This is a genomic window from Coleofasciculus sp. G3-WIS-01 (genome assembly GCF_040223135.1).
GTDB lineage: Bacteria > Cyanobacteriota > Cyanobacteriia > Cyanobacteriales > Coleofasciculaceae > Coleofasciculus.
Genome location: NZ_JAVJZI010000092.1, coordinates 30,387 through 43,764, shown reverse-complemented (window position 1 = coordinate 43,764; position 13,378 = coordinate 30,387). Strand labels below are relative to the sequence as shown.

14 protein-coding genes and 1 pseudogene are annotated in these 13,378 nt (G+C 46.5%); 11 read left to right on the top strand and 4 right to left on the bottom strand.

The features are described from left to right. Nucleotides 1-168 precede the first annotated feature (168 nt). From RIM23_RS09900 to RIM23_RS09880, 5 genes and pseudogenes are all read left to right on the top strand, one after another. Nucleotides 169-447: pseudogene (locus RIM23_RS09900) on the top strand (transposase); the annotation flags it as partial. Beyond that, nucleotides 447-938 (top strand): WD40 repeat domain-containing protein, encoded by a 492-nt coding sequence (locus tag RIM23_RS09895; RefSeq protein ID WP_446366614.1) that lies wholly within the window; start codon nucleotides 447-449, stop codon nucleotides 936-938. The pseudogene RIM23_RS09900 and the gene RIM23_RS09895, both read left to right, overlap by 1 nt. 203 nt (nucleotides 939-1,141) lie before the next feature. Beyond that, complete coding sequence (locus RIM23_RS09890; RefSeq protein ID WP_446366606.1) at nucleotides 1,142-2,086, top strand: NAD(+) kinase; 945 nt, start codon at nucleotides 1,142-1,144, stop codon at nucleotides 2,084-2,086. Between the two features lie 432 nt (nucleotides 2,087-2,518). After that, the gene (locus RIM23_RS09885; RefSeq protein ID WP_446366612.1) at nucleotides 2,519-3,835 is read left to right on the top strand and encodes an aminopeptidase P N-terminal domain-containing protein; all 1,317 of its coding nucleotides are present in this window, start codon (nucleotides 2,519-2,521) and stop codon (nucleotides 3,833-3,835) included. Nucleotides 3,836-4,231: 396 nt separating this feature from the next. Next, nucleotides 4,232-4,561, top strand: a complete 330-nt coding sequence (locus tag RIM23_RS09880) for a hypothetical protein (RefSeq protein WP_446366604.1) — start codon at nucleotides 4,232-4,234, stop codon at nucleotides 4,559-4,561. A gap of 56 nt (nucleotides 4,562-4,617) precedes the next feature. Here the strand turns inward: RIM23_RS09880 and RIM23_RS09875 are convergent, their stop codons facing one another. Then, on the bottom strand, nucleotides 4,618-5,166 hold the full coding sequence (locus RIM23_RS09875; RefSeq protein WP_446366602.1) for a DUF2721 domain-containing protein: 549 nt from the start codon (nucleotides 5,164-5,166) through the stop codon (nucleotides 4,618-4,620). A gap of 568 nt (nucleotides 5,167-5,734) precedes the next feature. Between RIM23_RS09875 and RIM23_RS09870 the strand changes: the two genes are divergently transcribed. After that, on the top strand, nucleotides 5,735-6,811 hold the full coding sequence (locus RIM23_RS09870) for a hypothetical protein (RefSeq protein ID WP_446366600.1): 1,077 nt from the start codon (nucleotides 5,735-5,737) through the stop codon (nucleotides 6,809-6,811). 177 nt (nucleotides 6,812-6,988) lie between these two features. On the opposite strand, the gene RIM23_RS09865 is transcribed toward RIM23_RS09870, so the two are convergent. After that, on the bottom strand, nucleotides 6,989-7,459 hold the full coding sequence (locus tag RIM23_RS09865; protein WP_446366598.1) for a hypothetical protein: 471 nt from the start codon (nucleotides 7,457-7,459) through the stop codon (nucleotides 6,989-6,991). Between RIM23_RS09865 and RIM23_RS09860 the strand changes: the two genes are divergently transcribed. Beyond that, nucleotides 7,458-7,610 carry a hypothetical protein gene (locus RIM23_RS09860; RefSeq protein WP_446355404.1) on the top strand — a complete coding sequence of 51 codons (153 nt, stop codon included), beginning with the start codon at nucleotides 7,458-7,460 and terminating at the stop codon, nucleotides 7,608-7,610. The genes RIM23_RS09865 and RIM23_RS09860 overlap by 2 nt on opposite strands. A gap of 3 nt (nucleotides 7,611-7,613) precedes the next feature. On the opposite strand, the gene RIM23_RS09855 is transcribed toward RIM23_RS09860, so the two are convergent. Further along, nucleotides 7,614-8,375 carry a hypothetical protein gene (locus RIM23_RS09855; protein ID WP_446366596.1) on the bottom strand — a complete coding sequence of 254 codons (762 nt, stop codon included), beginning with the start codon at nucleotides 8,373-8,375 and terminating at the stop codon, nucleotides 7,614-7,616. 119 nt (nucleotides 8,376-8,494) lie between these two features. Then, nucleotides 8,495-9,313, bottom strand: a complete 819-nt coding sequence (locus RIM23_RS09850; RefSeq protein ID WP_446366594.1) for a type 1 glutamine amidotransferase — start codon at nucleotides 9,311-9,313, stop codon at nucleotides 8,495-8,497. Here RIM23_RS09850 and RIM23_RS09845 point away from each other — a divergent pair. The 4 genes from RIM23_RS09845 (at nucleotide 9,285) to RIM23_RS09830 (ending at nucleotide 13,330) form a co-directional block, all read left to right on the top strand. Beyond that, nucleotides 9,285-9,515 (top strand): hypothetical protein, encoded by a 231-nt coding sequence (locus RIM23_RS09845; RefSeq protein ID WP_446366592.1) that lies wholly within the window; start codon nucleotides 9,285-9,287, stop codon nucleotides 9,513-9,515. The two genes, RIM23_RS09850 and RIM23_RS09845, sit on opposite strands and share 29 nt — an antisense overlap. A gap of 132 nt (nucleotides 9,516-9,647) precedes the next feature. Further along, entirely contained in the window at nucleotides 9,648-11,132 is a 1,485-nt protein-coding gene (locus RIM23_RS09840) for an HlyD family efflux transporter periplasmic adaptor subunit (protein WP_446366590.1), read from the top strand. A gap of 260 nt (nucleotides 11,133-11,392) precedes the next feature. Continuing rightward, a complete protein-coding gene (gene cobA, locus RIM23_RS09835; protein WP_446366588.1) occupies nucleotides 11,393-12,166 on the top strand; it encodes a uroporphyrinogen-III C-methyltransferase in 774 nt (257 codons plus the stop codon). Between the two features lie 21 nt (nucleotides 12,167-12,187). Then, nucleotides 12,188-13,330, top strand: coding sequence for an AI-2E family transporter (locus RIM23_RS09830; RefSeq protein ID WP_446366586.1), 1,143 nt, complete (start codon nucleotides 12,188-12,190; stop codon nucleotides 13,328-13,330). Nucleotides 13,331-13,378 lie beyond the last annotated feature (48 nt).

Sequence of the window (13,378 nt, the reverse complement as noted above, 5' to 3'; positions counted from 1 at the left end):
TAAAAAGGGGGAGACCAGCGGATGCTTCGCTTTTTTTTGCACGGGGGAGACCAGGGGATGCGAGAGCTTTTTTTGCACGGGGGAGACCAGAGGATGCGAGAGCTTTTTTTGCACGGGGGAAGCCAGAGGATGCGAGAGCTTTTGGTTCCATGGGGGATCTAAAGGTTGAATTCATTGCACCGTAAGCTTAAATTGCTACAACGCCGATTGAAGCACAAGAAGAAAGGGTCTAAAAATTGGCGCAAACTTAACCAAAAGATTGCTAGATTACACCAAGGAATTCACGACAGTCGAAAAGACTTTCATTTTCAACTAGCTCATCACCTAGTCCAAAATGCCGGAATGGTATTTGTTGAAGATCTTAACTTCAAGACTTGGGCGAAAGGGATGCTAGGAAAACATACCTTGGATGCTGGCTTTGGTCAGTTTATTAATATTTTGCAGTGGTGTTTGACCTAGGGTTTAGTCCCAATGGTGAGAGGATTGTCAGTGGGGGACGAGATGGGACAGTACGCTTATGGAATCGTCAAGGTGAGTTAATGGGTGAACCTTGGCGAGGACATCAGGGAGTGGTTTTTGCGGTGGCGTTTAGTCCAGATGGGGAAACCATCGCCAGTGGTAGTGGTAATGGTACAATTCGCTTATGGAATGCTCAGGGTCAGTTACAGGGTGAACCGTTACGGGGACATCAAGGTGCTGTGCGATCGCTGAGGTTTAGTCCAGATGGTGAAAGACTTGCCAGTGGTAGTGAGGATAAAACGGTACGCTTGTGGGATGTGAGGATATTACCAGAATCGCAGGATTGGCAAACGGGGTTGCAAGTGGCGTGCGATCGCCTAAAAAATCATCCCGTTTTTGAACGTCCCCAGCCAGAAATTACAGCTATTACTCTATCTCGTGATATTTGTCAAGCTAAACTGTCAAGAACGCGCCATTAAAGTAATCAGTAGGGGCTCTCGCATTTGCGCTCTATAGTTATGCAACAAACCGCTCACTAAACTCCGCAAATGCGAGAGCCCGTACATTCAATTCCCCGGTTCTGACAACCGGACAATAAGGATGGATAATTGAGACGGATTAACCACCCGTGCGATCGCTTTCTCATCGAGGACATCTCTCCAACGTCAGTAATGAGGTCACCGTGCAGCTAAAACAAGTGATTATCGTCCACAAAGCCAGAGACTCCCAAGGTCAAGCTTGGGCGGAAAAATGCGCTCGGCAATTAGAAAAACGCGGTTGTCATGTCCTAATTGGACCAAGTAGTGCCAAGGATAATCCCTATCCTGTGTTTTTGGCATCCGTGATGCAGAACATCGATCTGGCGGTGGTGCTGGGAGGGGATGGCGCCGCCTTAGCCGCCGCACGACACCTAGCCCCCGCAGGTATCCCGATTTTGGCGATCAACATTGGCGGACATCTGGGATTTCTGACAGAACCCTTTGAGGCGTTCAAGGAGAGTGAACAGATATGGGATCGGATTATCGAAGATCGCTATGCTGTGCAGCGACGCATGATGATCGAAGCCCTTCTATTTGAAGGGGATTCCCGCCAGGATAGCTTTGCCACAGGTATCAATCTCGAACCCGTGAGCGATCGCTACTTAGCGCTGAATGAAATGTGCGTCAAACCCGCCTCAGCCGATCGCATGATTACCTCGATTCTGGAAATGGAAATTGACGGAGAAGTCGTCGATCAGTACCAAGGGGATGGATTGATTGTCTCCACACCCACGGGTTCCACCTGCTATACCTTATCTGCCAACGGTCCGATTCTCCATGATGGCATGGAAGCGATCGCGGTAACACCAATTTGTCCCTTAAGTCTATCCAGTCGTCCCTTAGTCCTACCTGCGGGTTCTATTGTCAGCATTTGGCCCCTCGGCGATTATGAACTCAACACTAAACTGTGGATGGATGGGGTAATGGCAACACCGATTTGGCCCGGACAACGGGTGGATGTGCGTAAGGCAGATTGCTATGCCAAGTTTATCATTCTCCGCGAAAATAATTCCTACTACAAAACCTTACGAGAAAAACTACAGTGGGCTGGGGCGAGATTTCATTATAGTAATAATCACCGACATTAATTGATTTGAATGTGTAGGGGCGGGTTTTACTCCTATCGTTTCTCACCTAACCCAGATGTGACTAAACCCGCCCCGATCAAATTTTGAGACTAATACCAAATCCGTCTTTATTATCCCCTTTTGCAACGGCGATTGAAATCGCTGCTACACTGGCCCTTTCGTCCGCCTGCGCGGACTAGGTTAAGTCCTGAACTCTAATAACTCTAGAACACCAGTCCAGTAATCGGATCATCTACTTGAATTGTCCCAAAATGCTAACAATACGATGAAATTGTGAAAAAGTATATCCATAAGCAATCCGGCGGTAGGATGTCAAAAGGGAAGGCATCGAACCCTCCCTTTTAACTCGCTATTCATCCCCACGCCCATTGACGGATGGGGAATTCCGCGAATCATGTTAATTGTCTACCCAAAAGCTAGCAAAGCGTAATGATGATTTCACAAACCGAGTATCGCCAACGCCGCGAACAGTTGATGAGTCAGATTGGTAAGGGGACGGCTATCTTCCGCAGCGCCCCGGTTGCGGTGATGCATAATGATGTGGAATATAATTTTCGTCAGGATAGTGATTTCTTTTATCTGACGGGGTTTAATGAAGCTGAAGCTGTGGCGGTGTTAGCGCCGCACCATGCTGAACACCGCTTTGTTCTGTTTGTCCAACCCAAAGATCCAGAAAAGGAAGTTTGGACGGGGTATCGAACGGGGGTTGATGGGGCGAAAGAACGCTATGGCGCAGATGAGGCGTATCCGATTACGGAACTGGATGAGAAGTTACCTCAGTATTTAGAGAAGGCAGATCGGATTTATTATCAGTTAGGGCGCGATCGCGAGTTTAATCAAACCATCCTCAATCATTGGCAAACCTTGATGCGGACCTATCCCAAGCGGGGAACGGGTCCAATGGCGATTGAGTCCACAAATCCGCTTCTCCAGAAGATGCGCTTGGTGAAGAGTCCAACTGAGTTGGAGATGATGCGCCAAGCTGTGGGGATTTCTGTAGATGCTCATAATTATGCCCGAAAATTTGCCCAAGCGGGATGTTATGAGTACCAAATTCAGGCGGAAATCGAACATATTTTTCGTCAACGGGGGGCGTTGGGTCCTGCGTATCCGTCGATTGTGGCGTCGGGGGTGAATAGTTGTATTCTGCATTACGTGGAAAATACCCGCCAGATGGAAGCTGGGGATTTGCTGTTGATTGATGCGGGCTGTGCGTATCAGTATTACAATGCCGATATTACCCGCACGTTTCCGATTGGGGGTAAATTTAGCGAAGAACAGCGGATTATTTATGAGTTGGTATTGAAGGCGCAGCAAGACGCGATCGCACAGGTGCAACCGGGAAAGCCTTATAATCTATTTCACGATACCGCCGTGCGGGTGTTGGTGGAAGGATTAATGGATTTGGGTTTACTGGTGGGAGATATCGAGGAAATTATTAAGGAGGAGAAATATAAACCCTTCTATATGCATCGGACTGGACATTGGTTAGGGTTAGATGTTCATGATTCTGGGGTATATAAGAATGGGGAAGAAACCTGGCAAACCTTTGAACCGGGTCAAGTGGTGACGGTGGAACCGGGATTGTATATTGGCTTAGATATTAAACCGGTAGAAGGTCAACCGGAGATTCCCCAACGTTGGCGCGGGATTGGTGTCAGGATTGAGGATGATGTTTTGGTTACCGAGTCGGGGAATGAGGTGTTAACCGCTGCGGTACCCAAGTTGGTGGATGAGATGGAAGGGTAATGATTTGATCAAAATCCGGGGTGTAGGGGCGGGTAATGGGATTTTAATAGCGGTGTAACCAATAACGTTTGTATCAAAACCCGCCCTTTCCCACAATAGAGGAGGTAATGATTTTACCCAAATCCAGGGTTGTAGTGGACTGACACAGCTAAAATTGTGGAATAGATTTGACGGTGAAATTGGGCGCACACCTTGCGCCCCTACAATACTAATCCACCATTTTAGGTGTGCCACGCCAGTAGTGACTTGATTGTATTGTATGCTAAAGACATCGTAGATATCAAGAAGAATTAAGTAAATTCGCGATCGCGGGAATCGGGTTTCATTTGCAGGATACCCATAAGCAACGCCACATACTGTGAAAAGTCAGGTTCCCTGACAGGTAGTGTCCATGCTTTGAACCTGACTCAACAGTATTTGAGTGTGGCTGGCGAGTCATTATGTGTGGTGAATGAGTCTCTATGTGTGGTGAATGAGTCTCTATGTGTGGTGAATGAGTCATTATGTGTGGTGAATGAGTCTCTATGTGTGGTGAATGAGTCTCTATGTGTGGTGAATGAGTCTCTGGGCGTGGTAGACGAGTCTCTGGGCGTGGTGAATGAGTCATTATGTGTGGTGAATGAGTCTTTGAGCCTGGAACAAGCCAAAAGCGAACCGCCTAAACGACTCAACGTTATCAGTCATCAGTTATCACTCATCAGTTATCAGCCTGTTCAATCAACCTAATCCGTCTATCCTAAACCGAGATTGTAGTAAGCGCTGTCTTCGCTTCTTTTCTCTTTTTACATTTTACTCTGCTCTCCCTGGTTCGGTTCACTCAACCTGCCGAATAAATTGAACCCAACGGCTTGTTTATCTTGAACCTCCAGTAAAATCACCGAATAGGCGATTACTTCATCAATCGCTAAACAAATCACCCCCACTAACACCAAAAACATCCCAGTAATAAACAAAAAAATGGGGAGTTGTGCCAGGAAGGTTATCCCCATAAAAAAATGGAGGGCAATGGCAAATGATGTCAACACAAAAAAAACAACCGCCAATGTGTCGCAAAGGGTTGAATTCCGCACATACCAGGCGCGGCGTAACAGATTATTCAGTTGATGTTCTAAACTTAAAAAGCGAATATCTTCTCCCGAATCGAACTGTCCTTGGTGCATTAACTCTTTCGCAATGATTCTTCTCTCGTTGTTCAATAACCGGATACGATTTAATAAAGAAGACTGTCTCGCATTTAATCCTAAAAAGAACAAACCACTGGATGAAATCATCACGGCGGGTGCAAGGATGGCTTGAATGACTTGAGTGACAGTGAGAGACATTTGATCCATTATTTTCCTGGGTACTTACTAGCGAAATCTTGAGCAGTATAGCGCAGAATTCCCCTGAAATGCGATTGTCATAAGTAATAAGTTATCCCAGGAATTATTTTGTAGCTTATGTTACTGTTTTGGCTTTTAGCTCCTTCTTCCGTGCCCCTGAAAAAGGGGTAAGCCATGGGATGGGGATCTTTTATAGGCTTTAAGAATTTCCGCTTCTGCCTGTTTCAACGGTGTAATATCCCCAGGGACAAGTTTCCACGCCAGCCAGCGATAACTCCCCTCTTGGTGACGAATGCGATTGAGGATTTAATTCCTCTGGGCGACGGCAAAGTATTTCTTTAAAAAAGGTTTACAGAAATTCATATATTTGCGTTTATACTAAACATTAAGACTGTTACATTAACGCAAGCATAGACATTCAGGGCAAAATTTTCCCACCCGTTCAGAAAGCAGGGAGAGCCAGGTAAAAATGCCTACGGGTATGAATTTGCCAAAGGAATCTACCAGCCAACAATAGGCTCAACGGATGTCAACATCCGATTTGTTGAATATCCTCACCACAGACTAGGAGTATTTCATGCTGGTAACAACCCCATTAGAAAAAAGTCTCACGGTTAAACGCCTGCTTAATATTTGGGCTTCCCGCTATGTCCCTGACTTATCCACGCTTTCATTAACCAGCCACAAATGCACAACAACTGAGTTAATGGAAGCCGCCTCTCGCCAAGGGCGAGAGAAAACCGCAAGTAAACTCTCTCAACTGATAGAAATTCACTGCAAATGTGCAGGTATCCGCACGAGTATTCTCTTCTCCTACATTCCCAACGTTGTGAACTTAACCGAATCCCAGGGTATTGCCACATCCTCAGCACAGGTTTATCAGAAGGTTTTATCCGTCTATCAAAAACAGTCACCGAATTCCGGCTTAATCACTGCCTTATCTCAGGTGGAAGCCGTTGATATCTCGACCGATTTATATAAAGTCTCAGTCATGCCCAAATTAGAGCTACCCGAAATATCATCCCTCGTCACCATTCTCACCCCAGAATTAATGCAATTTCAGACGCAACATTTATCAGCCAGTAATCAGAAGACTCTGGGATTTATGAGTACCCAGTTTCATCTCAGCTCAAAGGTTTTACTAAATCGCTTAAGCCTACCCGAACAGTTATTACTCTCTCCCTACTTCAAATTTATTGAAGAGCAAGTTTGTATTCCTTGGCAACGGGTATGCGCGGCGGCGGGTCAACATACCCTTAATTCTCCTATATTAGCCTTAGTCGAGCAACTCATACCCAAAAGTCAGGAAATTGCCGCACGAGTTTATCGCAAAGCATTGGAACTCTATCCCAATTATCGCAGCCGTCGCGGGAAACTGGATGCTCCAGAAGTAAAAGCCTCAAGTATCCGCGATGTCGAGATGTTTCAAGCCTACCTTTGGGTTTGTGTTTTGGAACAGAATATGGCAGCGATGGAAAAGGAACTTTATCCCTTATGTGAAATGGTTTATCCCAGTGTGAACGTAAGTTGGGAATTAGTGGAAAAAATGGTTGGATTGCTGGTAGAAAAGATTATCATCCGCCTAGACACTCAGCAAAAATCAATCGTTCAGCCTTATACCACCGCCATGCAGAAATTGTTTGCTTGTCGTTAAAGGGAACGGGGATATTTGACAGATGTAGGGGCGGGTTTTACGATTATCGGATGTAAGAAACCCAGATATTGATAAACCCGCCCTTGCCAAAGGTTTGAGTATACTACACCCTACACCCCACACCCCACACCCTGCCTCTACCCCTGTGTATGGCAACCAATCGACAAGTGCTATAGTTCACTCTTCCGACTTGGCAAAGACGCCTAAACCAAAATCACAACTTCTGTTCCTAGACGAGCATTTACTCATTTTTACATTAATCTCATATCTATCCTCTGCGGGGGGAACAAAAGGGACAACAGCGACGGCATAATCGGTCAGATCAGATGCGACTACATTGCCTTGCATATCTTCTACAATCAAATCGATATCCTCGCAACTCTTATCGCAAACGGCAACGAAACTGTACTCTCGATTGGGCGATAGAAATACTGTCTTTGGTGCTTGCGCTCCTCTAGAGAGTCTAGCTACCGTTCGCGGAAATACCAATTGATAGCCCTCCTTGTCTTGGGCTTCAATAACCGCTCGAATCTGAGCTTCGACTTCTTGCTCCGATTCGTTCAGGGGTCTAGCTGTTGCGGCAATCTGAAGTGTGGTCACTGAAAACAGCGCTAGGGTAGACACAATTAGGCGTTGAACAATCTTCATGGCAATAATTTTATGGTATGAAGCCCAAATGGATTATTGTACACTGTCGGTTCGCGATCGCCTATTCTTCGGTTGGGTTGAGAGCTGCTCCTTAAATAAACTCGCGTCTTTAATCCTTACTCCTATTTCTCAAATGACGAATGACAAATGACGACTAATAATCTTCCTCCACAGGCAAAAACTCCTTTGTCTCCGGTGAATATTCCCAAGCGACTCCTTCTGGATCTTTACTTTGACTCCATTGGGCAAAATCTGGGTCAGATTTGCGCTTGCCGATAGTACTCGAATGCACATCGAGTCGCTTGGCTAATTCTGCCTGAATCAAAGCCTGAGTCTCTGTATCCTGATCATTGGCTTGAGGTGATGGCTTCTGTTGAGGAGATTCGGGTTTTTCCTGGATGTCTTCTGCCTCAGTCTCAGACTCCGAAGGACTCGACTCCTCATCCATCTCATCCTCCATCAGCCATTGAACCAGCTTTGGGGCTTGATTGGTTAAGGATTCATACTCTTGTTCCGGTAGCGGTTCACTACTTTCAAAGATACTTCCCAGTGCATTGGCAGTCAGAAAGTAATAAACGATGCCTTTATCCTCATAGTCTCGACGCTTCGCCCCAAATTCTTCTGCCTTTCTATCCAAGTATCGCTGTGCGGCTGCTCCAGAGATATTCGCTTTCATCGACAAGTCTAGCGGCGTCAAGCAACCCTGATTGTCTTTGATTAACTGATTGAAGAAGGGATTGACTTGCTTACTCCATTGCAGCCACCGATACTGCTGCCAAATTTTCAACAGAATAATCACAACCAAAAGCGCAAGCAGATAGGGCCACGTTTTAAACAACAGGACGAATGCAAACGCGATTGGGAGTAGGAGAATCAGAATTCCTGTAGTACTGCTATCAATTACTTTTCCTGTCATATCCCTGCTTGCAATTTTCTCTTAAGCTTAAGCGAATTGAATTACGGTAACGATGGCATTCCCGTGACTGACAGCCAAACCTTAGCTCGGCTTAGCCGTTGATTGGCATGGTGCCTATTTCAACAGTTTACGGGTTCTTGAGCCAGGTTGGTCAGCGAGAGGCGTTTTAACATCGCTGCCCGTGCTTGCTTAGCTAAGGTATCATCTAGGGGCGTCAATGTGATAGGGGTTTGGTACTTTTGTTTTAATCCGGTTTGGATCAGCCAATCGGCGATAAAAGGATTTTTGGGCAACAGCGGACCATGGGAATAGGTTGCGATCGCGTTTCGATAAAATGCTCCTTCCATGCCATCCTCGCCGTTATTCCCGTAACCTTTCACCACCTTACCCAGGGGGGAGACGTTCCCCAAATAGGTACGCCCGCCATGGTTTTCAAAGCCAATCACAATCGGCTTGTGTCCCAGCATCTGTTCTAAGTCTTGGGCAAGGGGAGAGGCGGTTAACTCAAAGACGACATTGCCAATACAGCGACGCGCATCAAGTCCGGGATGCTTACTGACAAAATCCAATAACCCTAATCCTTCAATCCGTTGACCCAAGGCGGGTTCGTAATAGTGACCCAACAGTTGCGGGGAACCGCAGGTAAATACTCCAGGCGTCCCGGTTTCTAGTTTCTCCCGCAAGGCATCCGCCTTTGCCCCTCGCAAGTCCCGCATGACAATTTCCTGCTGTCGGTCTTGGGCGCCACCCCCCATAAACACATCGACCTGGTGGAATTGGTCAGCCGAGGTTTGCTGATCGAGGGGTAGGACATTCACCCGAATCCCCCGCCATTGAGCGCGTTTTTGCAAGCAGATCACATTGCCGCGATCGCCGTAGGTACTCATCAGGGTCGGGTATAGCCAGCCAATGGTTAATTCTAGGTGTTCGGGATTCATTGTTTTTGGTTCATGTCTATCTAAGTTTTACAGCCTGACTGGAGCGGAAACGGAAAGAAGTTATAAGTCAATTGTAGGGGCGGGTTTAGGCACAATTGTAGGGGCGGGTTTAGGCACAATTGTAGGGGCGGGTTTAGGCACAATTGTAGGGGCGGGTTTAGGCACAATTGTAGGGGCGGGTTTAGGGAATCAACTTAGCTAGTCAGAACTAACTGAACAACAAAACCCGCCCTGCCTCACCTATAACTGAACAACAAAACCCGCCCTGCCTCACCAATAACTGAACAACTAAAAACGCACTGCCTCACTAATAAAAAACTTGCTTAATTCTATAATGCACAGTGAATCAAACCCTAACATTATCCGCCCAATTCAAATCGATGACTTTCTCCCGCCCATCAGTCGATGGACAACCCTAGGCGGACTGTTTCTAGTAGGCACCTGTGGCATCGCTGTAGCCCTTGCCGCTTTCACCAAATACAATATTACCGTAAAAGCCCCTGCCACAATTCGTCCAGCGGGTGAATTGCGTCTGGTACAAGCCGCCACCCAAGGAACCGTGAAAAGTATCCAGGTAAAAGAAAACCAACCTGTTAAACAAGGGGATATTATTGCTACCATTGACGACTCCCGCCTACAAACTCAAAAAAGCCAGCTACAAAGTAATCTGAAACAAAATCAACAACAAGTTAGGCAAATCGACGCCCAGATTATTGCCCTCGATAAACAGATTACAGCAGAACGCGATCGCACCCAACGCACCATCGCTTCCGCCAAAGCTGAACTCAACCACACCCAACGGGATTATCGAGATAGACAAATCACTACCCAAACCTCAGTTCAAGAAGCCGAAGCCAATCTAAACCAAGCCAAAGAAGATTTACAACGACAACAAGCACAGCTAAAATCAGCCCAGGCGAATTTAAAATCCACCGAAGCCGCCTTAAACGCCGCCAAAGCTAGACGCGATCGCTATAAACCCATTGCTGAATTGGGCGCCCTGTCTGAGGATCAATTCCAGGAAGCCCAACTCTCCGTGACGCAACAAGAACAAGCCCTGGAAGCCCAAAAAGCCACCGTTGAAGCCCAAAAACAAGACATCGAACGATTCGCCGCCGCCATTGATGCAGCCCAAGCTAGACTAGCAGGGGCATTGGTCCACCTGAATCCCAGTAATGCTAACGTCGCCATAGCCCTAGAGAAAATCGCCCAAGAACGCGCCACAGGCGAAGCCAGTCTATCCCGATTAAACCAAGAACACTCACAACTAATCCAGCGTCGGGTGGAACTCCAGAACCAACTTAACCGAGATAGGAATGAACTCAAACAGGTGGAAACTGAACTCACGGGTACTGTGATTCGTGCTTCAGCTTCTGGGATTATCCAACAACTGAATCTCCGCAACCGAGAACAAGTCGTCAATTCAGCAGAGGCGATCGCACAAATTGCTCCCAGTGAAGCGCCCTTAGTGATTAAAGCCCTAGTACCCTCTCAGGATATCGGTAAAGTAAAAACAGGTCAACGGGTGCAAATGCGCGTCTCTGCCTGTTCCTATCCCGACTACGGTACGCTTCCCGGGACAGTTAGCACCATTTCTCCAGACGCCATTTCACCCCAACAGAATGGTGTTAATACGACTACAACTACAGCGAATCCGGCTTACGACGTAACCATTCAGCCCGAACGTTTACAGTTGAATTCTACTGGGCAAAATTGTCCGATTCAATCGGGTATGGAAGGGAGAGCCGATATTATTACCACAGAAGAAACGGTTTTGACCTTCATTCTCAGAAAAGCGAGATTACTGACTGATTTATAAGCACCACATCAGGTGAGAAATGTTCAACTCGCATAGCTTACATGCAAAAACGTCATTTTCGCTAGTATTATGTATCTTAAGTAACTAGATGAATTGGGCATGCCCTATAGATTATAGATTGGTTCCAGAAATTTATTTCCTGGCTATAGGATGAGCGCGATATTACCCTTAAATTAGTGCCATTCATCAATTTCAATGAATGTAACTTATGAGGGTAGAGAATATAGATTAATTGAAATTGACAATTTTATTGAATGATCATGAATCAACCCAACTATCTCGGTAAAGTCTATTTAGTCGGCGCAGGTCCTGGAGATCCCGGATTATTTACCCTCAAAGGTAAAACCTTGTTAGAACATGCCGATGTGGTGGTTTACGACGCTTTAGTCAGTGCGCCTATTTTGGCAATGATTAACCCGAAGGCGGAAAAGATTAATGGCGGAAAACGGCGCGGGCGTCATTCATTACCCCAGGAACAAACCACACAGTTACTAATTGAAAAAGCCAAAACGAATGCCGTTGTGGTGCGCCTCAAGGGGGGTGATCCCTTTGTATTTGGGCGCGGTGGGGAAGAAATGGAGGATTTAATTCGGGCGGGTGTGTCGGTAGAAGTGGTTCCAGGTATCACGTCGGGGATTGCAGCACCTGCTTATGTGGGGATTCCCTTGACCCATCGCCAGTATAGTTCATCCGTCACCTTTGTCACCGGTCACGAAGCCGTAGGTAAATATCGCCCTGAAGTTAATTGGCAGGCGATCGCACAGGGAAGTGAAACGATTGTAATCTATATGGGGGTGCATAATCTGGGCAATATCGTGGCACAACTTACCGCCGCCGGACGTTCTCCAGCCACCCCCGTGGCTCTAATTCGCTGGGGAACCACACCACAGCAAGAACACCTAATTTGCACCCTGGAAACCATTGTGCAGCAAGTGGAAGCAACTGGCTTTGAAGCGCCTGCGATCGCGGTTATTGGTGATGTGGTTAATCTACAGCAAATTTTGAGCCACTGCCAACCTATAATTTTTAGTTAGGAGCACGCTTCGTGGAAATAGATGGTTAATTCCGGGTCATCCACACCCAAAAACAAGTTAATGCGCTGGTGGGAGTCCCTAACTCCCCAATCACGGTTATTAGTCATCGCCCTGGCTGCACCCTTGGCGGTGTTAAATGCATGGGCATTTTCGGAAATTTTCGCTTATTTTGAATCCCTACTTGTCACGGTATTAGTGGCTTCTCTGTTGGCATTCCTGTTGAACTATTCAGTGGGCTGGTTGGAAAGCCTGGGAATTAAGCGAGGATTAGCCGCGTTATTCGTATTTCTAGTCGCGCTGTTGCTGTTGTTCGCAATTGGCGTAACGCTGTTTCCCCTGGTTATTACTCAAGCCCAACAACTGGTGAGTCGTTTACCCGAATGGTTCGATTCCGGGCGGCGTCAGCTTATCATGCTGGATCAGAGGATTGAAGATTTAGGTTTGCCGATTAGTTTGGATGGTTTAATTATTCAAATTAATGACCGACTGAAGGGACAATTGCAAATCATTGCCTCTAAATCTTTGAATCTGACTCTAAATTTAGCGGTGTTTACCGTAACTAAGGTTTTGGATGTATTATTAACCATTATTTCCACATTTTATTTACTTCAGCATGGTCACGAAGTCTGGCGTAGTTTGATTGATTGGTTACCTAAGAAACTGCAGAAATCGGCGTCAAATACCCTACGTTTAAGTTTTCAAAACTACTTTATTGGTCAGCTAATTATTGCTACCTGTATGGCGTCGGGGTTAATTTCGCTATTTGTCTTGCTTAAAGTTCCTTTTGGTCTGCTATTTGGGTTTACGATTGGAGTTATGGCACTTGTTCCCTTTGGCGGTTCTGTGGGTATAGCTTTAGTGACGTTACTTGTAGCATTGCGGGATATTGGTTTGGGGGTTCAGGTATTGGCGGTGGCGGTGGTTTTTCAGCAACTTGTGGAAAATTTATTAGCGCCGAGAGTTTTTGGTCGTGTTACGGGGTTAAATCCGTTCTGGGTGTTTATTTCTCTGTTAATTGGGGTAAGGGTGGGGGGATTATTGGGCGTGATTGTGGCTGTACCCACTGCTGTTGTGATTAAGGAGGCTTTGGGGGAGGTACGAAAGGCGAGAAAAGACCGGAATACGGGGGTGAATCCATCGGCTGAGTTGGTTCAAGATATGTAGGGGCGCACGGGGCGTGTGCCCAGAAAGGCTGTAGGATTAAGTCTGTAT